We start from the raw sequence: 19,852 nt of genomic DNA, 5'->3' as shown, positions 1-19,852 counted from the left end.
CCCGGTGGCGCCAGCCTATTTGGTAACAGTTTGTAACAAGACGTGCGCTGGTCGCAATCCGTTGCCAAATAGCATGCAGGCGGACATGGCGCTGTGACACGGCAAGAACAATATCCGTTCCAAGGCGGCCGGACGAACTGTCTATCGACCCGGCCGAGAATGGAGAGATAGATGACCGAGATACTGCCCGAAAAGACCCAAAGGGACGCCGAAAAGAGCCGTTCGCGTCTGTTCGCCACCGTTGGTCGCGCGGCTCTCTTCATGGGTGCCCTGGCCTTCGTGCCGCCAGCCCTCAGTCTCGCCCATGTAGCCGACGCCAAGGCGGACCAGTTGCTTGGCGCAGACCAGACGCGGCCGGCGAGCTTTGCCGATCTTGCCGCCCAGGTGACACCGGCGGTCGTGAACATTTCGTCCTCGCGCAAGGTAGCCGAGGCCGATACGCCGGACATGCCGTTCAATTTTCCCAAGGGATCGCCCTTCGAGGATTTCTTCCGCCAGTTCCAGGAACAGCAGGGCGGCGGCCACAAGCAGATGCATAAGGCCATGTCCCTGGGTTCCGGCTTCGTCGTCGACCCGGCGGGCTATATCGTTACCAACAACCATGTGATCGAGGATTCGACCGACATCACGGCGACCCTCGCCGACGGTACCGAATATCCCGCCAAGCTCATCGGCACGGATCCGAAGACCGATCTCGCGCTGCTCAAGGTCGAAGCCAAGAAGCCGTTGCCTTTCGTTCCCTGGGGCGATTCCGACAAGGCCCGCGTGGGCGACTGGGTTATGGCCGTCGGCAACCCGTTCGGTCTTGGCGGATCGGTCACGACCGGCATCGTTTCGGCGCGGAGCCGCGACATCCATGAAGGGCCGTTCGACGACTTCCTGCAGATCGACGCCGCGATCAACCAGGGCAATTCCGGTGGCCCGACCTTTGATATGAGCGGCCATGTGGTCGGCATCAACACGGCGATCGTCTCGCCTTCCGGCGGGTCGGTCGGTATTGGCTTCGCGATCCCCAGCAACCTGGCGAAGACCGTGGTGGCCGAATTGAAAGAGAAGGGATCGATCGAACGCGGCTGGCTCGGCGTCGAAATCCAGCAGGTGACGCCGGATCTGGCGCAAGGGATCGGCCTTGATGAACCCAAGGGCGCGCTGGTTGCCAATATCGATCCGAGCTCGCCCGCAGCCAAGGCTGATCTGAAGCCGGGCGACGTGGTGCTGGCCTTCAACGGCAGCAAGGTCAAGGAAATGCGTGACCTGCCGCGTTTGGTGGCCGATGCCGACCCAGGCAGCAAGGCCACCCTGGATATTCTGCGCGATGGGCATGAGAAAGAGATCTCGGTCGAGATCGGCAAGCTGAAACCGGAGAAGGTCGCTGCCAACGACAATCAGGACAATGGTGACGATACCGGCGACGGTGCGGTCAGCGCGGTCCTGGGTGCCAAGCTCGCGGCCCTGACACCGGAGGCACGCCAGGCCTTCAATGTCGATGACAAGACCCAGGGGGTCGTCATCGTTGATCTCGAAGAAAATTCGCCGCTGGTCGATCAGGGACTGAAACCTGGCGACGTGATCGAACGTATCGGCAATAGCGAAGTCACCGATCCGGCCCAGATCACGCGTCTCGCCGAGGCGGCGAAGAAGAGCGACAAGCCGGTGCTGGTGATGCTGGTGAACCGGGACGGTCGCGACCATTTCATCGCCGTCAACCTGAAGCAAGCTTGAGTACTTAAAAGAACAATGGCCGGGCGCCGACACCGCCCCTGTCCAAGCAGGAACTGCCTCCTGCCTCGGTGCCCGGTCAGGCCGACGTTGGTATCCCCATCCCCCACCGACGTCGGCCGCCCTTTCTACCCTCGAACTTCCCAGTTCGAACTTCCCGGTTCGAACTTCCCTGTCGACTTGTTGTTCCTCCGACTGTCCCCGGGGCGCTGCGCCGCAGCGCCCCGTCTTTTTTTGTGCGCACTGGGGTTTTTGCGCGGACAGGGCAAAAGAAAAAGCGCGGGAAGATGGCTTCCCGCGCTTCTTATTCAGGTCGTGGCGCCGCGTTTCAGGCGCCGACTTCTTTCAGATAATCCTCGCGCATCTGCCGCGTCATCGGGCCAGGCGTGAACTTGTAGTCGCCGATCTGGCCGACCGGGGTCACTTCGGCAGCCGATCCCACCAGGAAGACTTCGTCGGTCTTGGCCAGTTCTTCCGGCTGGATCGCCCGTTCGACGACCTTGATCTGCCGGCGCTGGGCAAGCTCGATCACCGTCTGGCGGGTGAGGCCGTTGAGGAAGCAATCGGGCTTGGGCGTGTGCAATTCGCCGTTCTGCACCAGGAAGACATTGGCGCCGGTCGCCTCGGCCAGAAGGCCGCGATAGTCCAGCATCATGGCGTCCTGGAAGCCTTCGCGCTCGGCCTCATGCTTCGAGATCGTGCAGATCTGATAGAGGCCCGAAGCCTTGGCGGCCGTCGGCGCGGTGTCGGGGGCCGGGCGGCGATATTTGGCCCATTTCAGGCGGATGCCGTTGGTGAGCAGTTCCGGCGAGAAGTAGGATGGCCATTCCCAGGCGGCGATGGCCACATGGATCGTGTTGTTCTGGGCCGAGACGCCCATCATCTCGCTGCCGCGCCAGGCAATGGCCCGGATATAGCAGTTCTTGAAGCCCGTCCGGCGGACGAGCTCGGTCTTGGCTTCTTCGATGGCGTCCACCGAATAGGGGATCTGGTAGCCGACGATCTCAGCCGAGCGGTGCAGGCGCTCGGTGTGGGCGCGGGACTTGAACACCTTGCCGTTATAGGAGCGTTCGCCTTCGAACACGGCTGAGGCATAATGGAGACCATGCGTCAGGACGTGCAGCTTCGCTTCCCGCCAGGGCACGAATTTGCCGTCCATCCAGATCTCACCGTCACGATCGTCGAAAGGCACTAAACTCATGAATTCCTCCACAGGGCTACCAATCGGGTTATAAATGAACCCGGAATGACCACGTTTTAAAATATTCGATCTGATAAGTCAACATGGCTGACATAAAAAATGGCTGATTTGAAATCGACGCCTAACCCCTTGTTCCTGCGGGACGATGAATTGCGGCAGGGAATCGAGCTGCTGTTTTTCGGCTATCGCGATTTCACGGCCCGGGCCGACCAGACCCTGGCTGCCTATAATTTTGGCCGCGCTCACCACCGGGTCATCTATTTCGTTGGCCGCAACCCGGGGATGACGGTCTCGGATCTGCTCGACATCCTCAAAATCACCAAGCAAAGCCTCAGCCGTGTCCTCTCCCAGCTGGTCCGGGAAGGCTTCATCGTGCAGCGGCCGGGAACGACGGACCGGCGGCAGCGGCTTCTCAGCCTGACCGACAAAGGTGCGGAACTGGAGCGGCGCCTGACGGAGGATCAGCGCGCCCTGGTGGCGCGGGCCTATAAGGCGGCCGGTGCCGAGGCGGTCGAGGGCTTCAAGAAGGTGCTTCTCGGCCTCATCAATGAAGAGGACCGCGGGCGTTTCCGTATGCAGAACCCGGCCGGTCCCGGCGCCGGTGCCGCCGGTCCGACGGGCCAGGGGCAAGGTCAGGGTTCGGGCAATACCGGGTCGCGCTAGGGAATGAGTGCCCACGCCCATATTCTGGTCGTCGATGACGACAAGCGCTTGCGCGAACTCATTGCGCGGTACCTGGGCGAGCAGGGATTCCGCGTCACCGTCGCCGTCGATGCGGCCGAAGCTCGGGCGAAGCTCAAGAGCATCGCCTTCGATCTCATCGTGCTCGACATCATGATGCCGGGGGAAAGTGGGCTTGATCTGACGCGGGCGCTGCGCGCGGAAGATGCTGTGCCAATTTTGCTGCTTACGGCCATGGGCGAGGTGCAGGACCGCATCGCCGGGCTTGAGACCGGTGCCGACGACTATCTTGGCAAACCCTTCGAACCCAAGGAGCTGGTGCTGCGCATCAACGCCATTCTGAAGCGCGCCAAACCGCGCGCGGGTGTGGTGGTGCCGGTCGCCGGCACCGTGAAGTTCGGCAGCTATGCCTTCGAGCTGGAGCGTCGGCGCCTCTATAAGGGTGGCGATATCGTGCACTTGACCGAGGGTGAGAGCGAATTGCTGCTGCTGCTGGCGCGTCGTGCCGGCCAGCCGGTCAGCCGCGATGAATTGTCGAGCCGGACAGGAAGCGATGGTGACGAAGCGCAAGCGGAGAATGCGGAGGCAAGTGCCGCCGATACCGGCGCCTCGCGCCTCATCGACGTGCAGATGACCCGCCTGCGGCGCAAGATCGAGGATGATCCGCGTTTCCCGCGCTATCTCCAAACGGTGCGTGGCATCGGCTATGTGCTGAGGCCGGATTGAGTTCCATGAACGCGCTGCTGCAGGATTGGCTGATCGGGATCGAGCGCATGCTGCCGCGCTCGCTGCTCGGCCGCTCCATCCTCATCATCGTGACGCCCATCGTGCTGCTTCAGGTGATCTCAGCCTGGGTCTTTTACGACAGCCATTGGAACACGGTGACTAAGCGCCTGGCGCAGTCGGTGGCCGGCGAGGTCGCCGCGGTGACGCGATTGATGCCGCGCACGGGCGCGGCACCCGGCGAAAACGAGGTGACGATCAAGTCGCTGTTCGAAACGGCACGGGACGATATGGGGCTGGCGCTTGAATTCAAGCCCGGCGAGATCCTGCCCAACGATCCTACCATCATGCGGCAGAACCTGGTCGACCGGCAGTTGGCACGCGCGCTTGAGGACCGGGTCGAGCGCCCCTTCATCATCGACAGCCGCAGCCTGGAGAAATATATCGAGATCCACGTGCAATTGGCCGACGGCGTTCTCCATGTCGTGGTGCTGCGCCGGCGCCTCTTCAGCTCGACCACTTATGTGTTTCTCCTGTGGATGGTCGGTACGTCGCTGGCTCTCCTGGCCGTGGCGACGCTCTTCATGCGCAACCAGGTGAAGCCGATCAAGCGGCTGGCCCAGGCTGCGGACGATTTCGGCAAGGGGCGCGAGGTCGAGGATTTCCGTACAGACGGCGCCACCGAAGTCGTGTTGGCGGGGCAGGCCTTCAACCAGATGCGCAACCGAATTCGTCGCCAGATCGTGCAGCGCACCGAGATGCTGGCGGGGGTGAGCCACGATCTCCGGACACCGCTCACGCGCATGAAGCTGCAACTGGCCATGATGGGTGATAGCGGGGAGACGACAGACCTTAAGAAGGACGTCGCTGACATGGAACGCATGATCGGCGCCTATCTTGCGTTCGCGCGCGGCGAGGGGATGGAGCAGCCGGCGCCGACGGATCTCACCGAAGTGGTGGCTGAAATTGCAGCCGATGCCCGCCGGCAGGGGGCGACGATCGATCTGAAGTTGCCTGGCCGCAGCATCATCGTGCCGCTTCGTCGCGATGCCTTCCGCCGCGCGCTCGACAATGTCATCGGCAACGCGCATCGCTATGCCGGCGCGATCGGCGTAACGCTGGCCTTGCGTCCCCGCCATGTCGAAGTGATGGTCGACGATGACGGGCCCGGGATCCCGCCGGAGGCGCGGGAGGATGTGTTCAAGCCCTTCTTCCGCCTGGAACAATCGCGCAACCAGGAAACTGGCGGCACCGGCCTCGGCCTCACCATCGCCCGCGATATCGTGCGCGGCCACGGCGGCGATCTTGTTCTGTCCGATGCGCCGGGCGGCGGCCTCAGGGCCGTCTTGCGCCTGCCGCTCTGAAGCGAACGGCGGACAGCGCTGTCTTAGGGAAAAGTTAGGGTTCGGTGAGGGCCAATTTAGGGTGCCTTAACCGGGCTTCGCGGGCACGTTCCGGCGCATCCCCGCACGGCGATGCGGGGGCAACTCCCAGCCCAAGGAAACGTCCCATGAGCACCCGAAACGCCGCCCAGGCGAAAGATTTCCCGCACGTCCCGTCCTATGCGGCCTGCGATACGCCCAAAGCCATTGCCCGACCCGATTTCATCCAGGAGATGGCCGCCAACGACGCCTCTGCGGTGCCGCAGCGCCACGAAATCTACCATCTGGTCCATAAGGGCCTGCGCGCAGCGATGAGCGATGCGCTGGTGCGTCTTGGCCGCGTCGACAATGCAAATTCCGAAAATGTCGCGCTTGTATGTAGCGCAGTTGAGGATCTGCTGGGGCTTTGCCGCGAGCATCTTGAACATGAAAATGCCTTTCTCCATACGGCTATGGAAAAGGCCGTGCCAGGTTCGTCACGCTGCTGTGCCGACGACCACGCCCATCACGTCAAATCCATTGCCGATCTGGGCGAGCGCCTGCGCGAGGCCCGCGCGGCAACCCCACTCGCGCGTGAGCGCGCACTGAAGGTGCTTTATCGCCTGCTGGCGACCTTCGTTGCCGAGAACTTCGCGCATATGGAGATCGAGGAGAGCAGCAATACGGCGCTCCTGCAGAAACATTACGGCGACGCCGAGCTGTTAGCAATCGAGCACCAGATCCATGCGCATATCAAGCCGGAGCGAATGATGATCTGGCTGCGCTGGATTCTGCCCCATGTCAGCCGGCAGCAACGCGCGGTCATGATGCGTGGCATGCAGGCGGGCATGCCGGCCGAGCTATTTGGGGGTGTCCTTGAGATGGTGAAGCCGTATCTCACCGATGCCGAGCGCGTGGCGCTTGCCGTCGATCTCGCCTGATGGAGTTCGGCCTAGCCTTCCGCCTCGACGAGTTGCACGGGACGGCCGAGATTGAGGCGGAAGCGGCCGCGGCCGGCTTTGTCGAGCGTGACCTGCTGGTTACGCTCGGCAAGACGGCGGCGCAGCAGGATGAGCCGGGCCTCAAGATTTTCCGAAAATTCCGGCAGGCGGATCTGCGGGGCTAGGCGCAATTCCTTGTTGCTGAACTCCAGCCGGCCGGTCTTGGCAAATTCGCCGAGCAGGAACCAGAGAATGGCACCGGCGACACCCTTGATCACATATTCATCGTCGATGAAGACGCTGTCGTCGGCGGCGTAGTGTCTGACCACCATCGGCTGACCGCTGCCGGTCGCCGTTTCCGCCCGCATTGCCGGGGCCGCTTCCTCGGCGTCACCCTGCAACGCTTGCATGGCGATAGCGGTCTCGGCCGCAAGGATCATCAGGGCATCTTCCTCGTCATAGCCGAAGCGACCGGGTTCAGGACTTTCGGCATAGATGACGGCCAGCAGGGTATCACCATTGAGAATGGGCACGGCGATCTGGCTGCCGCTGTCGGGAAGGCCCGGCAACGGAATATGAGTTTCGAGCTGTGCCGCCATCGGGCTTTCGCGCAGCGCATCCCGTATGGCACGGCCATAGAGATATTCACGGGTCGCGTGGGTAAGGCGAATTGGCGTCCGCTCGCGCGCCGCGACGCCGATGACGCCTTGTCCCGGCAGAATCTCGGCGCCGACGCCGGATTCTTCGTAGCCGAGGCTCGCCACCGTATAGAGGCGATCACACCCATTGTCGGTCATCAGCAACATCACATGGGGCAGTCGGAACTCGCTGCGCAGAGACGATAGCAGAGCGGCAACAAGCGCATCGAGATCGCGTGCCGCCTTGAGGCGTGGCAAGGTTTGACGCAGTGCCGCCAGGAGCGGTGCATGCGATGGTGGCAAAGGCAGCAAGTCGCCGCGCACGATTTCAGCCTCTTCGACGTGGTAAATATCAGCACCTAGGAGTTTGAAGATGCCGGACATGCCTTCATGCGACGCTATGCCGGCAAGTTTGGCGCGCATGGTTTCGAACAATGGACCTTCATATTCGGTGCGCAGATACCGCAGATAGATCCGATACTGCGCACAGGTATGCGGGTGTTTCAGCAGGACGGTCGCCTGGGGATTGGCGAGAATGTTCGCCCGCGTCTTGCTGAAGAACTGATACGAGATCGCGACATGGTTTGCGTCGATGAAGTGGACATCCGAGATGACGCTGACGTTCGGCACGCCGTGCGCGTCGCACGTGGCGATCTCCGACGGGATGGCGCCTTCAAGGCTGGCGCGCAAACTGGTGAGGTCAACGCGCCTCATTTGATCGCCTTGTCGGTTTCGTTGATCTTGGCGCCGGCGCCGGGACCCGGCGTCTGCTGGAAAATGTCCTTCGGCGTGAATTCGATGGCGATGAGATCGGGATTGCGCGGCACGCTGAAATAGCCATTGGCCAGCGGCGCGGCATAGCCGAGGGCAACCAGTTCCTCCGCCGTGATCCGATGGTGTTCGATATGCGCGGCGGCATCGGCCTCGTTGAACGTATCCGTGATCGCGTCACGACCTTTGATCTGCAGGGAGCGGAATGAGCGCACGTCGCTATAGACGGTCGCCACCTCACCATTGGCAGCGATGTCAGCCAGCAATTGGCGCGCTTCGTCACGCAGGACGAAGAGGCGAATGCGTCGTCCGCCGTCGATGAGCCGGCAGCCATACGCATGGCAGACGCTGGGGCGAAGTTCCGCATCGCGGCCCGAAATGGAGATCGCGATGGGCCTCGCCAGCAGGGCAAGGGGAGATGAATCGGGTGACATGGGTGATGACCGGTGTTGCCGTCCTTGCCTAAAAAGATAGGCGCCGGGGGCAACACCGTCCAGTGCGCGGCGTCACGCTTTAGTGGCGTAGGTTTGAACCTTTTGCCCGGCAAATGCGACGGGCATCACTCCCGCGGCCCGGACCGAATCCGGATCCACGGGAAAAGCACGCCATTGCCGGTCAGTAGAGGCGCCCGCCGTTCGGGATGCCGAGGGTGGGGGCGATCAGCACGACCTCGCCGTTTTCATCCGGAAAACCGAGCACCAGCACCTCGGACATGAACTTGCCGATCTGCTTCTTGGGAAAGTTGGCGACGGCAGCAACCTGACGGCCGACCAATTCTTCGAGCGTATAGCGCTTGGTGATCTGGGCGGAGGAACGTTTGACGCCGATCTCCGGCCCGAAATCAATCGTGAGCTTGTAGGCCGGGCGTCGCGCTTCGGGATAAGGTTCCACCGCCAAGATGGTCCCGACCCGGATATCGACCTTACGGAAATCGTCGTAAGTGATTTCGGCTGCAACGGGTTCGGTGGATTCGGACATGATTGCGACCCAGATCTGAAGCTGACGGAGTCGCATGTAAGCGAGCTTGCGCGTCCGAAGCAAGAACCCCTCGCCTTTGGAAGGGCGAGGGGTGGACACATGTTATTCTGCCGCCTTCTTCGTCGGCTCCGGTTTCCAGCGCAGGACCGGTTGGCGGGCCGCCAGCGTCTCGTCGAGGCGCCGGCGCGGCGTGTGGTAGGGAGCGCCCTGGAAATAGGCGGTCTCGCCACCCTTGGCACGGCGCGCCAATCCCTGAACGACCTCGATATAGCGATCGAGGCCGATCTTGCTTTCGGTCTCGGTCGGTTCCATCAGCAGGGCGCCATGCACGACCAGTGGGAAGTACATGGTCATCGGGTGATAGCCTTCGTCGATCATCGCCTTGGCGAAGTCGAGCGTGGTGACGCCGGTTCCTTCCAGGAAGTCGTCATTGAAGAGTGCCTCGTGCATGCAGGTGCCGGGGAAGGCGGCGGTCAGGTCGCCGCGCAGGCTTGCCTGCAGATAGTTGGCGTTGAGGACCGCGTCCCCCGAGACTTGGCGCAGGCCGTCCGCGCCGTGGCTGAGGATATAGGCCAGGGCCCGGGTGAACATGCCCATCTGGCCGTGGAAGCCCTTGAGGCGGCCAAAGGCCTTGCCGGTTGCGTCATGCTCGACCAGATCGAAGCCGTTCGCTCCATGCGTCACGTAGGGGAGCGGTGCATAAGGCGCGAGTGCCGCCGAGAGCACGACCGGGCCCGCACCCGGACCGCCGCCGCCATGCGGCGTCGAGAAGGTCTTGTGAAGGTTGATATGCATCGCATCAACGCCGAGATCACCCGGGCGCACCCGGCCGACGATGGCGTTGAAATTGGCACCGTCGCAGTAGAAATAACCACCGGCCCCGTGGATCGCGTCGGCGATGTCGATGATGTCGTTCTCAAAGAGGCCACAGGTGTTGGGGTTGGTGATCATGGTGCCGGCGACGTCGGGGCCGAGCTTCGCCTTGAAGGCGGCAAGATCGACACGACCGCGCTCGTCCGCGGGGACCGGATCGACCTCGTAGCCGATGGAGGCGGCTGTCGCCGGGTTGGTGCCGTGGGCTGATTCCGGCACCAGGATGCGCTTTCTGGCATCGCCCTTGGCGAGATGCGCGGCGCGGATCGTCAGCATGCCGCAAAGCTCGCCATGCGCACCGGCCGCAGGCGACATGGCGATGGCCGGCATGCCGGTCAACGTTTTGAGCCAGTGTGCCAGCGTGTCGATGACCTCTAGCGCACCCTGCACGGTCGATACCGGCTGCATCGGGTGCAGATCGGCGATGCCGGGCAGGCGCGCGATCTTCTCGTTGAGGCGCGGATTGTGCTTCATCGTGCACGAACCCAGCGGATAGACCGACATGTCGATCGCATAGTTCTTCTGGCTGAGCTTGGTGTAGTGGCGCACGACCTGGCTTTCGCCGAGGCCCGGTAGGCCGACTTCACCCTTGCGCTTCATGCCGCCGAGGCGTTCCTTGTGCTGCGGCACGGCCGGCAGATCGACACCGGATCGGCCTGGCGCATCCATTTCGAAAATCAGCGGCTCTTCGATCATGAGGCCGCGATTGCCGGAAATGGTATTGGTGTTCGGGTTCGTCATTTCAGCACCTCCCCCTGCAATACAGCGCTGAGACCGGATTCGAGGGCTGTCATCTCGGCCTCGGTGGTGAGCTCGGTCGCGGCGACAAGCAGCAGGTTCTCGGCCGCCTTGTCCTTGACCAGTCGGGCAACGGGGACGCCGCCGAGAATCCGGCGCTTGGCCAGTTCCTCGACCACTGCTATCGCAGCCTTCGGCAATTGCAGCGTGAACTCGTTGAAGAAACTGTCGTTCAAGAGTTTGACGCCGGGAATGGTTGTGAGTCGGTCGGCAAGGATGCTGGCATTGGCGTGATTGAGACGCGCCAGATGGTTGAGCCCGGTTTCCCCCAGCAGCGTCATGTGAATGGTGAAGGCCAGCGCGCAGAGGCCGGAGTTGGTGCAGATGTTGCTGGTCGCTTTCTCGCGCCGGATATGCTGTTCGCGGGTCGAAAGTGTGAGCACCCAGCCGCGCCGGCCGTCGACATCGACCGTCTGCCCGGCAAGGCGCCCCGGCATCTGGCGCAGGAATTTTTCGCGCGCGGCGAAAAGACCGACATAGGGACCGCCGAAGCCCAGCGGATTGCCGATCGACTGGCCTTCCGCCGTGACGATGTCGGCGCCCATCTCGCCCGGCGGCGTGATGAGACCCAGCGAGACGATCTCCGTCACCACCACGATAAGCAGCGCACCCGCCGCATGGACGGCATCGGACAGAGCCTTCAAATCGTGCACATGCCCGAAGAAACTGGGGTTCTGCACGACGACGCAAGAGACATCCGGCCCCAGCAGCTTGGCGAGATCCTCTTTGCCGGTGGCATCGAGCGGAGCCGAGACGGTTTCAAAGCCGGTGTGCCGTCCATGCGTTTCCACGACCTCGCGGTAGTGCGGATGAAGGCCGCCGGAAAGGACCGCCTTCTTGCGCCGCGTCACCCGGTTCGCCATGGCGACCGCTTCGGTGGTCGAAGTGGCGCCGTCATACATCGAGGCATTGGCGACATCCATGCCGGTGAGCATGGCGACCTGGGTCTGGAACTCGAAGAGATACTGCAACGTCCCCTGTGCCACTTCCGGCTGATAGGGCGTGTAGGAGGTGAGGAACTCACCGCGCTGGATCAGATGATCCACCGAGGCCGGCACATGGTGCCGATAGGCGCCGGCACCGAGGAAACTCGGCACATCGTTGGTGCCGAGATTCTTGCGGGCCATGGCACCCACGGCGCGTTCGACTTCCATCTCCGCCATGTGGTTGGAGAGACCGGCGATGGGTGCCTTCTGCAGCGCGCCGTTCGGCACGTCGGCATAGAGGCTTTCGACCGAAGGCACGCCGATCTTCGCCAGCATCGCCTGGCGGTCGGCCTCGGTCAGCGGCAGGTAACGCATTTCAATGCAGCCCCTCGCAGAAGGTCTTGTAGGCGGCTTCGTCCATGAGGGCGTCGAGCTCCGCCTTGTTCGACATCTTCACCTTGGCGAACCAGCCCTTGCCCAGGGCATCCTCGTTGACGGTGCCGGGCGCATCGCCCAGGGCTTCGTTCACTTCGATCACTTCGCCGGAGATCGGCGCATAGACTTCGCTGGCGGCTTTCACGGATTCGACGACGGCCAGTTCCTTGCCCTTTTCCACCTTCTTGCCGATGGCGGGCAAGTCCACGAAAACGACGTCGCCCAGCTGTTCCTGCGCATAGGGGCTGATACCGACTGTGGCGACGTCGCCTTCGACCTTCACCCACTCATGATCCTTGGCAAAGCGGATACCGCTCATCGAACTCTCCTCGTTTGTGTTGCGGCGCTTCGACGGATCGTCGCGCCTTTCCCCGGTGAAGCTGACCATGACCGGTCAGCGTTGATAGCGATGGGCGACGAAAGGCATGGCGGCGATTTTTGCCGGCAGCGCCTTGCCGCGCACCATCAGGTTGACGGATGTGCCGACGGAGGCGTGTGCCTTGTCGACATAACCCATAGCGAGCGGCGCCCCAAGGCTGGGGCCAAATCCACCCGAAGTGACTTCGCCGATGACGCGACCGCCGGCATCCGTAATCTCGGTATGGGCGCGGGCCGGTGCCTTGCCTTCCGGCAGGATGCCGACGCGCAGGCGCGAAGGCCCATCAGCAAGTAGGCGCTGAACGATGCCAGCGCCGGGAAATCCACCCTCTTCGCGGCGGCGCTTCTGCATCGCCCAGACGAGATTCGCCTCGACCGGATTGGTCTTTTCGGTGATGTCGTTGCCATAAAGACAAAGGCCTGCCTCAAGACGCAATGAATCGCGGGCGCCCAGGCCGATCGGCTTCACCTCCGGCTCGGCCAGCAGCTTCTTCGTGAAGGCGAGGATATCGCTGTTGGCGACCGAGATTTCGAACCCGTCCTCGCCGGTATAGCCCGAGCGGGTGGCGATGACGTCGAAACCGGCAGCCTTCATGGCGCCGCCGTTCATGAATTTGAGCTTGGCGCTGTCGGGCGCCAACCGCGCAAAGACGGCGGCTGCCTGCGGGCCCTGCAAGGCAACGAGCGAGCGGTCGGCCAGCACCTCGATCTCGCAGCGGGCGCCGAGATTGGCCTTCAAATGCGCGATGTCGGCTTCCTTGCAGCCGGCATTGACGACCATGAACAGATGGTCACGATCGTCGCCTGCCCCCATGCGCGTCACCATCAGATCGTCGAGGATGCCGCCGCTATTGTCGGTGAAGAAGCTGTAGCGCTGCTGGCCGGGTTTCAGCGCCTGAAAATCTGCCGGGCAGAGGCGCTCGACCGCCGCTGCCGCCGCTGTAAAGCTCTCGGCGCGGATGCGGACCTGGCCCATGTGCGAAACGTCGAAAAGACCGGCCGCCGCGCGCGTGTGGAGATGCTCGGCCATGATGCCGGCCGGATATTGCACGGGCATGTCATAGCCGGCGAATGGCACCATCTTGGCGCCCAATTCGACATGCAGATCATGAAGTACGGTGGAAAGAAGGGGCGCGTCGGCCCCGGAACTGGCACTCAAGGTGAACCCTCCGACGAATGGCGACCGCGACCGGGAACGTTGCCGTTGCCCGCGCGACCCCCCTCTGTCTTCGGAACCTGAGAGATTGGCCGTCTGCTTCATCGGCGCCCAAGGCGCCTGCTCAAAGCTGGCGGTTTACTCCTTCGGTGGGATGAAGCCCAGGTGTGGGGCCATCCGCTTTCCAGAGTTTTTCCCCGAGGTCGGTCCTTTTGCCTGAGAGTTTCCGGGGGCGGTTGCTCCTTCGGCGCCTGACCCCAGTCACTCTGGCTGGGGCGAGGTCTCTCCCGACGACGGGTTTTGCCGCGCGCAACATGGGCCGCCGCTCGACTATCCGTCAAGCGTCATTTTTATGTGCAGATGCGGCATCGGCCGCGTTGGTCGGAATTGGGTCGCTTTAGAACTGGGGATTGCGACGATTGTAGGCGAGTTCCTTTTCGTTCACCGCCAGCCCCAGATAGATGCGGTAGAAATCGCCGGTTTCTCCCTTTTTCAAGGGAACCATGATGGTCACCTGATCCTGAACGCTGCCTTGAATTTTGGCTGCGGTGAAAGGGATCTCAACATCAAGGGTCTGGCTCGAAAGCTGACTGCCGCCGGGACCCGTGACGCGGACCCAGTAATTGAACTTGGCCGCGCTGTCCGGGTTCTTCGGGCCGCGCGAGGCTGTGAACTCGACGCTGACTTCGCTGCGAATCACCGTGTCACCGGTATCCGTATCCCAGACATAGCTGCACATGGATTGCGAGCGGGAAAGGCGCGCCTCGAACGAAGTTTCGGCCAGATCTTCGCTCTCGCCGGCAAAGCGGGTCATGTAGGCGGCGTCTTGAACGACCTTGACTGCGGGGCAGGGGCGCGATTGCTGGGCAATCGGATCGACGCAGCCGCTGAGCAATACCGCCCCGCCGATCAAGCCAAGGAAATTCTTCCCCCAAGAGGTCATCGAAGTCACCGTCGTCCTTTCCGCGCGAGCCGAGCCGCACTCAGAGTTTCGAATGCGTCCCGTCGCAAAGCGGGGCCTTGTGGGAGTGCTTGCAGCCGCAGAAGAAGACGGCCTTCGCCTCGGTGGCGTCGAACTTGACGGGGCTGAAGCCGGTTCCCTTGTGTGAGCCATCGCAGAAGGGTTGCTTCTGGCTACGGCCGCAGGCACACCAGAAATAGGATTTGCCTGCTTCCACATCGACCTTGAACGGCGCTTTTTGCGCGATCTGCGGATCCGTCATAGCTGCAAATGCCCCTAGCGACTGGCCGGACATCGGACGAATCCGACCAAAAATTAACTTTACGCCAAGACTTTAGTGGAGGCAGGCGGCTTCGACAAGACGCGGCGGGAAGGTGACGGAATTCGATCCCGGGATGAGCCCTTCGGCATTGCTTCGAGGGGCGGAAACCCTATATTCCAAGCAAATTAACTCGACCGGCCCGGGCCCGCATGAGCAAAAGCAAGCTGAACGTCTACTTGGCCGCCCCGCGCGGTTTTTGCGCCGGCGTCGATCGCGCCATCCAGATCGTCGAGCGGGCGCTGGAGCGCTATGGCGCCCCGGTCTATGTCCGTCACGAAATCGTCCACAACAGGCATGTAGTCGAAGCGCTGGAAAAGCAGGGCGCCGTCTTTGTCGAAGAGCTCGACGAGATTCCCGGGAAATATCCCGTGGTCTTTTCCGCCCACGGCGTCCCCAAATCGGTGCCGGCCGACGCCGAGCGGCGCGAACTCATGTATCTCGACGCAACCTGCCCGCTGGTCTCCAAGGTCCACCGCGAGGCCGAGGGGCATTTTGCTGCCGGCCAGCACATCATCCTCATTGGTCATGCCGGACATCCGGAAGTGATCGGCACGATAGGTCAGTTGCCGGACGGGGCCGTCTCGCTGGTCGAAACCGCCGAGGATGCGGAAAACATCGTGGTCAAGGATCCGAAGAACCTGGCCTTCATCACGCAGACGACGCTGTCGATCGACGATACGATCGGCATCATCGCGGTGCTGAAGCGTCGCTTTCCCGAGATTCACGGGCCGCGCAAGGAAGATATCTGCTACGCCACCACCAACCGCCAGCAGGCGGTAAAGGCGATCGCCGAGAAATGCGATCTCTTGCTGGTGATCGGCGCGCCGAATTCCTCCAACTCGCGCCGGCTGGTGGAAGTGGCGCGCGTTGCCGGCTGCCCTGAAGCGCATCTCGTGCAGAAGGCCGCGGAAATCGACTGGACCTGGTTCGACAGTGTGAAAACCGTCGGCATCACGGCGGGTGCTTCGGCGCCGGAGATCCTGGTGCAGGAAGTGATTGCCGCCTTGCGCGACCGGTTCGATATCGATTCGCATGAAGTGTCGGTGACGACCGAAACGACGCATTTCAAACTGCCCCGCGCCTTAACCGCCTGACCGAACCGGGACTTCACCATGGCCGTCTATACCGAAGTGCCGGATGGAGAGCTTGCTGCCTTTGTCAAAGCCTATGACATCGGCGAGGTTATTTCCTGCAAAGGCATCGCCGAGGGCGTCGAGAATTCGAACTTCCTCATGCACACCACCAAGGGCAGCTTTATCCTGACCCTTTATGAAAAGCGCGTGCATCCGGAAGATTTGCCGTTCTTTCTGGGCCTCATGGAGCATCTTGCGGCCAAGGGGCTGAGCTGCCCGACGCCGATCAAGGCAACGGACGGCGCGGCTTTGCGCGAATTGTGTGGCCGTCCGGCGGCGATCATTTCGTTTCTCGAAGGCATGTGGCCGCGTCGCCCAACCGAACGCCACTGCCAACTTCTGGGTTCGGCCTTGGCCGAATTCCATCTGAAGGGGCGCGATTTCCCGCTTAAGCGACCGAACAATCTGTCGGTTTCGGGTTGGCGGACACTGGTTGCCAGCACCAAGGACCGCGCCGACGAAGTGGCGCCGGGCCTCTCGCGCACGATCCAGGACGAGTTGGCATTCCTGGCGGAGAACTGGCCCAAGGATCTGGAGATCGGCGTGATCCATGCCGACCTCTTCCCGGACAATGTTTTCTTCCTCGGCGACCGTTTGTCGGGCCTCATCGACTTCTATTTCGCCTGCACAGATTTCCTCGCCTACGATGTCGCGATCTGCCTCAATGCTTGGTGCTTCGAGCAGAAGAGCGAGTTCAACGTCACGAAGGCGAAGCTTCTCATCGAGAGCTATCGCAAGCTGCGGCCCTTGCCGCCGCAGGAACTGGCGGCGATGCCGATCCTGGCGCGCGGATCGGCGCTGCGCTTCCTGCTCACCCGTCTCTATGACTGGCTCAATCATCCGCCGGGCGCCTTCGTGCAGCCGAAGGATCCGCTCGAATATCTGAAGAAACTCCGTTTTCATCAGCAGGCGACAAGCGTCGCTGCCTACGGCCTATGAGCGACGCCGCGCTCAAGGTGGTCGACGTCTTCACCGACGGCGCCTGCAGCGGCAATCCCGGTCCAGGCGGCTGGGGAGCTATCCTGCGCTACGGCGAGGTGGAGAAGGAACTTTCCGGCGGCGAGCCGCAGACCACCAACAACCGCATGGAGTTGATGGCAGCGATCGCGGCGCTGGAGGCGCTGAAGGGCACCGTTCATGTGCGGCTCCATACCGACAGCCAGTATGTGAAGAACGGCATCACCAGCTGGATCCACAATTGGAAACGCAGCGGCTGGAAAACGGCGGACAAAAAAACCGTCAAGAATGCCGAACTGTGGCAGAGGCTGGACGCCGCCATCAAAGGCCATAAGATCGATTGGATCTGGGTCAAGGGTCACAGCGGCCACGACGAGAACGAACGGGCCGATGCGTTGGCCCGGGCCGCCGTTCCCCGCCGATAAAAAAGGAGAGTGCCCTATGACGAAAGCCTTGCTGATCATCGATGTGCAGAAGGCGATCCTCGATGGGGCGGGCACGGCGGAACGCCAGCCGGTGCTCGACCGTGCACTCGACGCGGTCGTGGGACGGCTTCACGATCTGGAACAGAGGGCGCGAAAGGCCGGCGTGCCTGTCATTGTCGTGCAACATGATGACCAGGGGGATCATCGCCTCGCCAAGGGTCAGCCGGGCTGGGAGTTGCGGCCCGAGATCGCACCGCTGCCGGGCGAGGCGCTGGTGCACAAGACCGCTTGCGATGCCTTCTACGAGACCAATCTGCAGGACGAACTGCAGAAACGCGGCATCACACATTTGGTGATCGGTGGCTGCATGACGCAATATTGCGTCGATACGACGACGCGCCGGGCCGTCACCATGGGCTATGACGTGACGCTGGTCGGTGACGGGCACATGACCGGCGACAAGGGCGCGCTCACCTACGACCAGATCATCGCCCATCACAACATGCTGCTGAACGGCTTTGATGCCGGTTCGAAGACGGTCAGTCTCCAGAAAGCGGCCGAGATTGCCTTCTAGCGATCAGCGGAACGCCGCCAGCACCTCCAGGAAGTCGGCGCCATAGCGCTTCATCTTGCGCTCACCGATGCCGGGAATGTGGAGAAAATCTTCCAGCCGCTGCGGTCGTGCCTGGGCGATGGCGAGCAATGTCGCATCATGAAAGATGACATAGGGCGGCAGATTCTGTGCTGCCGCCAGATCGCGGCGGCGGTCGCGCAAGGCTTCCCATAGATCGGGCGCCACGTCGGCACGGGTGAGAGCTGCAGCGACCGTTGCCTCGGTCGAGCCGCGCGGGCGCCGATTGCCCCGGCCCATCTTTACCGTCGGCCGACGCATGGTGAGCCGAGCTTCGCCTTTCAACAGGGGGCGTGCCGTTTCACTGATCGCAAGCGTGTTGAACTGTTCGGTATCCACGATGAGGTAGCCGAGCGAAACGAGCTGCCGGCCGAGCGTCTTCCAAACCTGTGTGTCGATATCGCGGCCAATCCCAAAGACTGGCAACTGGTCGTGACCGAAGCGCGTCACCTTCTCGGTCGCCTCGCCCCGCAGCACATCGATCAAATGGCCGATGCCGAAGCGCTGCCCGGTACGCCAGCAAGTGGACAGCAGTTTCTGCGCCGGGACCGTCGCATCCCATGTGTCTCCCGGCTCCAGGCAGATATCGCAGTTGCCGCAAGGCTCGGACGCCTCGCCGAGATAGGCCAGAAGGGCGACACGGCGACAGGCGGTCGCTTCGCAAAAGGCCAGCAAAGCGTCGAGCTTGCGACGACTGACGGTCTTGCGCTGGTCGGACAGCTCGGATTCCTCGATGCGTCGACGCAGCAGGACAACATCCTGAAGACCGAAAGCGAGCCAGGCTTCGGCAGGTGCCCCGTCGCGACCGGCCCGGCCCGTCTCCTGATAATAGGCTTCGATCGAACTCGGGAGATCGAGATGCGCGACAAAGCGGACATCCGGCTTGTCGATCCCCATGCCGAAGGCGATCGTCGCCACCATGACGATCCCGTCTTCGCGCAGGAAGCGCTCCTGGTTGCGGCGGCGCAGCTCGGCATCCATGCCGGCGTGATAGGGAAGGGCCTTCAACCCCTTCTGCTGCAGCCAGGCGGCGGTTTCCTCGACCTTCTTGCGGGATTGGCAATAGACGATGCCGGCTTCGCCGCGATGGTCGGTCTCGATAAGCGCCAGCAATTGCCGCTTGGCGTCGGTCCGTTCGGTGACGCGGTAGCGGATGTTCGGCCGGTCGAAGGAGGTGAGGTAGACCTCGGCTTCCTGTAGCGCCAGGCGCTGGCGGATCTCTTCCCGTGTCTCGCGGTCCGCCGTGGCGGTGAGCGCGATGCGCGGCACGTCCGGAAATTGCTGGTGCAGGACAGAAAGCTGGATGTATTCCGGCCGGAAATCATGCCCCCATTGCGAAACGCAATGCGCCTCGTCGATGGCGAAGAGCGCGATCTTCAGCGTGTGCAGCAGATCGAGGAAACGCGGCGTCAGCAATCGTTCCGGGGCGACATAGACCAATTGCAGGGTGCCGCGGCGGAGCTCGCCCTCGACCTCGCGCATTTCATCGAGGCTTAGGCTCGAATTGAGCACGGCAGCGGCGACCCCCATTTGCTGCAGCGCCGCCACCTGGTCCTGCATGAGGGCGATGAGCGGCGAGACGACGATCCCGACACCGTCCCGCAGCATGGCGGGGATCTGATAGCAGATCGATTTGCCCCCACCCGTCGGCATCAGCACCAGCGCGTCGCCGCCGCTGGCGACATGATCGATGATATCCGCCTGGCGGCCCCGGAATTGGTCATGGCCATAGACGCGCTGCAGAATGTCGAGCGCTGGGGATTGGGGGATGTGCGGCGAATCGGCCGTCATGAATTCCACGGGCAATGAGAAAGGGCGGCAGCTTGCGCCACCGCCCCTGAACG

Annotated in this window: 20 protein-coding genes and 1 riboswitch; of the genes, 9 read left to right on the top strand and 11 right to left on the bottom strand. The window is 62.5% G+C overall.

Annotated elements, in window-relative coordinates:
- The first annotated feature begins 171 nt into the window (after positions 1-171).
- Complete coding sequence (locus ACE3PP_RS17110; RefSeq protein ID WP_374384412.1) at positions 172-1,722, top strand: DegQ family serine endoprotease; 1,551 nt, start codon at positions 172-174, stop codon at positions 1,720-1,722.
- Positions 1,723-2,047: 325 nt separating this feature from the next.
- Here the strand turns inward: ACE3PP_RS17110 and ACE3PP_RS17105 are convergent, their stop codons facing one another.
- Entirely contained in the window at positions 2,048-2,920 is an 873-nt protein-coding gene (locus ACE3PP_RS17105; RefSeq protein WP_374384411.1) for a branched-chain amino acid aminotransferase, read from the bottom strand.
- Positions 2,921-3,019: 99 nt separating this feature from the next.
- Between ACE3PP_RS17105 and ACE3PP_RS17100 the strand changes: the two genes are divergently transcribed.
- The 4 genes from ACE3PP_RS17100 (at position 3,020) to ACE3PP_RS17085 (ending at position 6,626) form a co-directional block, all read left to right on the top strand.
- Positions 3,020-3,583, top strand: coding sequence for a MarR family winged helix-turn-helix transcriptional regulator (locus tag ACE3PP_RS17100; RefSeq protein WP_374384410.1), 564 nt, complete (start codon positions 3,020-3,022; stop codon positions 3,581-3,583).
- 3 nt (positions 3,584-3,586) lie between these two features.
- Entirely contained in the window at positions 3,587-4,327 is a 741-nt protein-coding gene (locus ACE3PP_RS17095) for a response regulator (protein WP_374384409.1), read from the top strand.
- A gap of 5 nt (positions 4,328-4,332) precedes the next feature.
- Entirely contained in the window at positions 4,333-5,688 is a 1,356-nt protein-coding gene (locus ACE3PP_RS17090) for an ATP-binding protein (protein WP_374384408.1), read from the top strand.
- A 146-nt stretch (positions 5,689-5,834) separates the two neighbouring features.
- On the top strand, positions 5,835-6,626 hold the full coding sequence (locus ACE3PP_RS17085) for a hypothetical protein (protein WP_374384407.1): 792 nt from the start codon (positions 5,835-5,837) through the stop codon (positions 6,624-6,626).
- An 11-nt stretch (positions 6,627-6,637) separates the two neighbouring features.
- On the opposite strand, the gene ACE3PP_RS17080 is transcribed toward ACE3PP_RS17085, so the two are convergent.
- The 9 genes from ACE3PP_RS17080 to ACE3PP_RS17040 form a co-directional block, all read right to left on the bottom strand.
- On the bottom strand, positions 6,638-7,978 hold the full coding sequence (locus ACE3PP_RS17080; RefSeq protein ID WP_374384406.1) for a GAF domain-containing protein: 1,341 nt from the start codon (positions 7,976-7,978) through the stop codon (positions 6,638-6,640).
- Positions 7,975-8,469 (bottom strand): hypothetical protein, encoded by a 495-nt coding sequence (locus ACE3PP_RS17075; protein WP_374384405.1) that lies wholly within the window; start codon positions 8,467-8,469, stop codon positions 7,975-7,977. The genes ACE3PP_RS17080 and ACE3PP_RS17075 overlap by 4 nt, the downstream gene beginning before the upstream one ends.
- A gap of 181 nt (positions 8,470-8,650) precedes the next feature.
- Positions 8,651-9,013 (bottom strand): tRNA-binding protein, encoded by a 363-nt coding sequence (locus tag ACE3PP_RS17070; protein ID WP_374384404.1) that lies wholly within the window; start codon positions 9,011-9,013, stop codon positions 8,651-8,653.
- A 102-nt stretch (positions 9,014-9,115) separates the two neighbouring features.
- Positions 9,116-10,627 carry an aminomethyl-transferring glycine dehydrogenase subunit GcvPB gene (gene gcvPB, locus ACE3PP_RS17065; RefSeq protein ID WP_374384403.1) on the bottom strand — a complete coding sequence of 504 codons (1,512 nt, stop codon included), beginning with the start codon at positions 10,625-10,627 and terminating at the stop codon, positions 9,116-9,118.
- Positions 10,624-11,985 (bottom strand): aminomethyl-transferring glycine dehydrogenase subunit GcvPA, encoded by a 1,362-nt coding sequence (gcvPA, locus tag ACE3PP_RS17060; RefSeq protein WP_374384402.1) that lies wholly within the window; start codon positions 11,983-11,985, stop codon positions 10,624-10,626. Before gcvPA ends, gcvPB begins: the two co-directional genes overlap by 4 nt.
- Position 11,986: 1 nt before the next feature.
- Positions 11,987-12,364 (bottom strand): glycine cleavage system protein GcvH, encoded by a 378-nt coding sequence (gcvH, locus tag ACE3PP_RS17055; protein ID WP_374384401.1) that lies wholly within the window; start codon positions 12,362-12,364, stop codon positions 11,987-11,989.
- Positions 12,365-12,439: 75 nt separating this feature from the next.
- Positions 12,440-13,582, bottom strand: coding sequence for a glycine cleavage system aminomethyltransferase GcvT (gene gcvT / locus ACE3PP_RS17050; protein ID WP_374384400.1), 1,143 nt, complete (start codon positions 13,580-13,582; stop codon positions 12,440-12,442).
- A 191-nt stretch (positions 13,583-13,773) separates the two neighbouring features.
- A riboswitch (glycine riboswitch) is annotated at positions 13,774-13,879 on the bottom strand.
- A 97-nt stretch (positions 13,880-13,976) separates the two neighbouring features.
- Entirely contained in the window at positions 13,977-14,522 is a 546-nt protein-coding gene (locus ACE3PP_RS17045; protein ID WP_374384399.1) for a hypothetical protein, read from the bottom strand.
- A 40-nt stretch (positions 14,523-14,562) separates the two neighbouring features.
- The gene (locus ACE3PP_RS17040) at positions 14,563-14,802 is read right to left on the bottom strand and encodes a CDGSH iron-sulfur domain-containing protein (RefSeq protein WP_374384398.1); all 240 of its coding nucleotides are present in this window, start codon (positions 14,800-14,802) and stop codon (positions 14,563-14,565) included.
- A gap of 209 nt (positions 14,803-15,011) precedes the next feature.
- Between ACE3PP_RS17040 and ispH the strand changes: the two genes are divergently transcribed.
- Genes ispH through ACE3PP_RS17020 form a run of 4 tightly spaced genes read left to right on the top strand, consistent with a single transcriptional unit; the run spans position 15,012 to position 17,951 of the window.
- Positions 15,012-15,956: a 4-hydroxy-3-methylbut-2-enyl diphosphate reductase gene (ispH, locus tag ACE3PP_RS17035; RefSeq protein WP_374384397.1), complete on the top strand. Its 945-nt coding sequence runs from the start codon at positions 15,012-15,014 to the stop codon at positions 15,954-15,956.
- 18 nt (positions 15,957-15,974) lie between these two features.
- Positions 15,975-16,934 carry a homoserine kinase gene (locus tag ACE3PP_RS17030; RefSeq protein WP_374384396.1) on the top strand — a complete coding sequence of 320 codons (960 nt, stop codon included), beginning with the start codon at positions 15,975-15,977 and terminating at the stop codon, positions 16,932-16,934.
- Positions 16,931-17,377, top strand: a complete 447-nt coding sequence (gene rnhA, locus ACE3PP_RS17025; protein ID WP_374384395.1) for a ribonuclease HI — start codon at positions 16,931-16,933, stop codon at positions 17,375-17,377. The genes ACE3PP_RS17030 and rnhA overlap by 4 nt, the downstream gene beginning before the upstream one ends.
- A gap of 16 nt (positions 17,378-17,393) precedes the next feature.
- Positions 17,394-17,951, top strand: a complete 558-nt coding sequence (locus tag ACE3PP_RS17020; protein ID WP_374384394.1) for a cysteine hydrolase family protein — start codon at positions 17,394-17,396, stop codon at positions 17,949-17,951.
- A 3-nt stretch (positions 17,952-17,954) separates the two neighbouring features.
- On the opposite strand, the gene recQ is transcribed toward ACE3PP_RS17020, so the two are convergent.
- The gene (gene recQ / locus ACE3PP_RS17015) at positions 17,955-19,799 is read right to left on the bottom strand and encodes a DNA helicase RecQ (protein ID WP_374384393.1); all 1,845 of its coding nucleotides are present in this window, start codon (positions 19,797-19,799) and stop codon (positions 17,955-17,957) included.
- Between the last annotated feature and the right edge of the window lie 53 nt (positions 19,800-19,852).

Origin of the sequence: Dongia sp. (assembly GCF_041910485.1) — a bacterium.
Taxonomy (GTDB): Bacteria; Pseudomonadota; Alphaproteobacteria; order Dongiales; family Dongiaceae; genus Dongia.
This window is presented reverse-complemented; position numbering and strand designations above follow the sequence as displayed.

Excerpts from the sequence above, each read along its gene's own strand:
- gcvPB (WP_374384403.1), bottom strand. The coding sequence starts at position 10,627 with ATGACGAACCCGAACACCAATACCATTTCCGGCAATCGCGGCCTCATG.
- ACE3PP_RS17105 (WP_374384411.1), bottom strand. The coding sequence starts at position 2,920 with ATGAGTTTAGTGCCTTTCGACGATCGTGACGGTGAGATCTGGATGGAC.
- gcvH (WP_374384401.1), bottom strand. The coding sequence starts at position 12,364 with ATGAGCGGTATCCGCTTTGCCAAGGATCATGAGTGGGTGAAGGTCGAA.
- ACE3PP_RS17095 (WP_374384409.1), top strand. The coding sequence starts at position 3,587 with ATGAGTGCCCACGCCCATATTCTGGTCGTCGATGACGACAAGCGCTTG.
- ACE3PP_RS17110 (WP_374384412.1), top strand. The coding sequence starts at position 172 with ATGACCGAGATACTGCCCGAAAAGACCCAAAGGGACGCCGAAAAGAGC.
- ispH (WP_374384397.1), top strand. The coding sequence starts at position 15,012 with ATGAGCAAAAGCAAGCTGAACGTCTACTTGGCCGCCCCGCGCGGTTTT.
- ACE3PP_RS17100 (WP_374384410.1), top strand. The coding sequence starts at position 3,020 with ATGGCTGATTTGAAATCGACGCCTAACCCCTTGTTCCTGCGGGACGAT.
- ACE3PP_RS17020 (WP_374384394.1), top strand. The coding sequence starts at position 17,394 with ATGACGAAAGCCTTGCTGATCATCGATGTGCAGAAGGCGATCCTCGAT.
- ACE3PP_RS17090 (WP_374384408.1), top strand. The coding sequence starts at position 4,333 with ATGAACGCGCTGCTGCAGGATTGGCTGATCGGGATCGAGCGCATGCTG.
- ACE3PP_RS17075 (WP_374384405.1), bottom strand. The coding sequence starts at position 8,469 with ATGTCACCCGATTCATCTCCCCTTGCCCTGCTGGCGAGGCCCATCGCG.
- ACE3PP_RS17045 (WP_374384399.1), bottom strand. The coding sequence starts at position 14,522 with ATGACCTCTTGGGGGAAGAATTTCCTTGGCTTGATCGGCGGGGCGGTA.
- ACE3PP_RS17070 (WP_374384404.1), bottom strand. The coding sequence starts at position 9,013 with ATGTCCGAATCCACCGAACCCGTTGCAGCCGAAATCACTTACGACGAT.
- recQ (WP_374384393.1), bottom strand. The coding sequence starts at position 19,799 with ATGACGGCCGATTCGCCGCACATCCCCCAATCCCCAGCGCTCGACATT.
- gcvPA (WP_374384402.1), bottom strand. The coding sequence starts at position 11,985 with ATGCGTTACCTGCCGCTGACCGAGGCCGACCGCCAGGCGATGCTGGCG.
- ACE3PP_RS17030 (WP_374384396.1), top strand. The coding sequence starts at position 15,975 with ATGGCCGTCTATACCGAAGTGCCGGATGGAGAGCTTGCTGCCTTTGTC.
- ACE3PP_RS17080 (WP_374384406.1), bottom strand. The coding sequence starts at position 7,978 with ATGAGGCGCGTTGACCTCACCAGTTTGCGCGCCAGCCTTGAAGGCGCC.
- ACE3PP_RS17085 (WP_374384407.1), top strand. The coding sequence starts at position 5,835 with ATGAGCACCCGAAACGCCGCCCAGGCGAAAGATTTCCCGCACGTCCCG.
- ACE3PP_RS17040 (WP_374384398.1), bottom strand. The coding sequence starts at position 14,802 with ATGACGGATCCGCAGATCGCGCAAAAAGCGCCGTTCAAGGTCGATGTG.
- rnhA (WP_374384395.1), top strand. The coding sequence starts at position 16,931 with ATGAGCGACGCCGCGCTCAAGGTGGTCGACGTCTTCACCGACGGCGCC.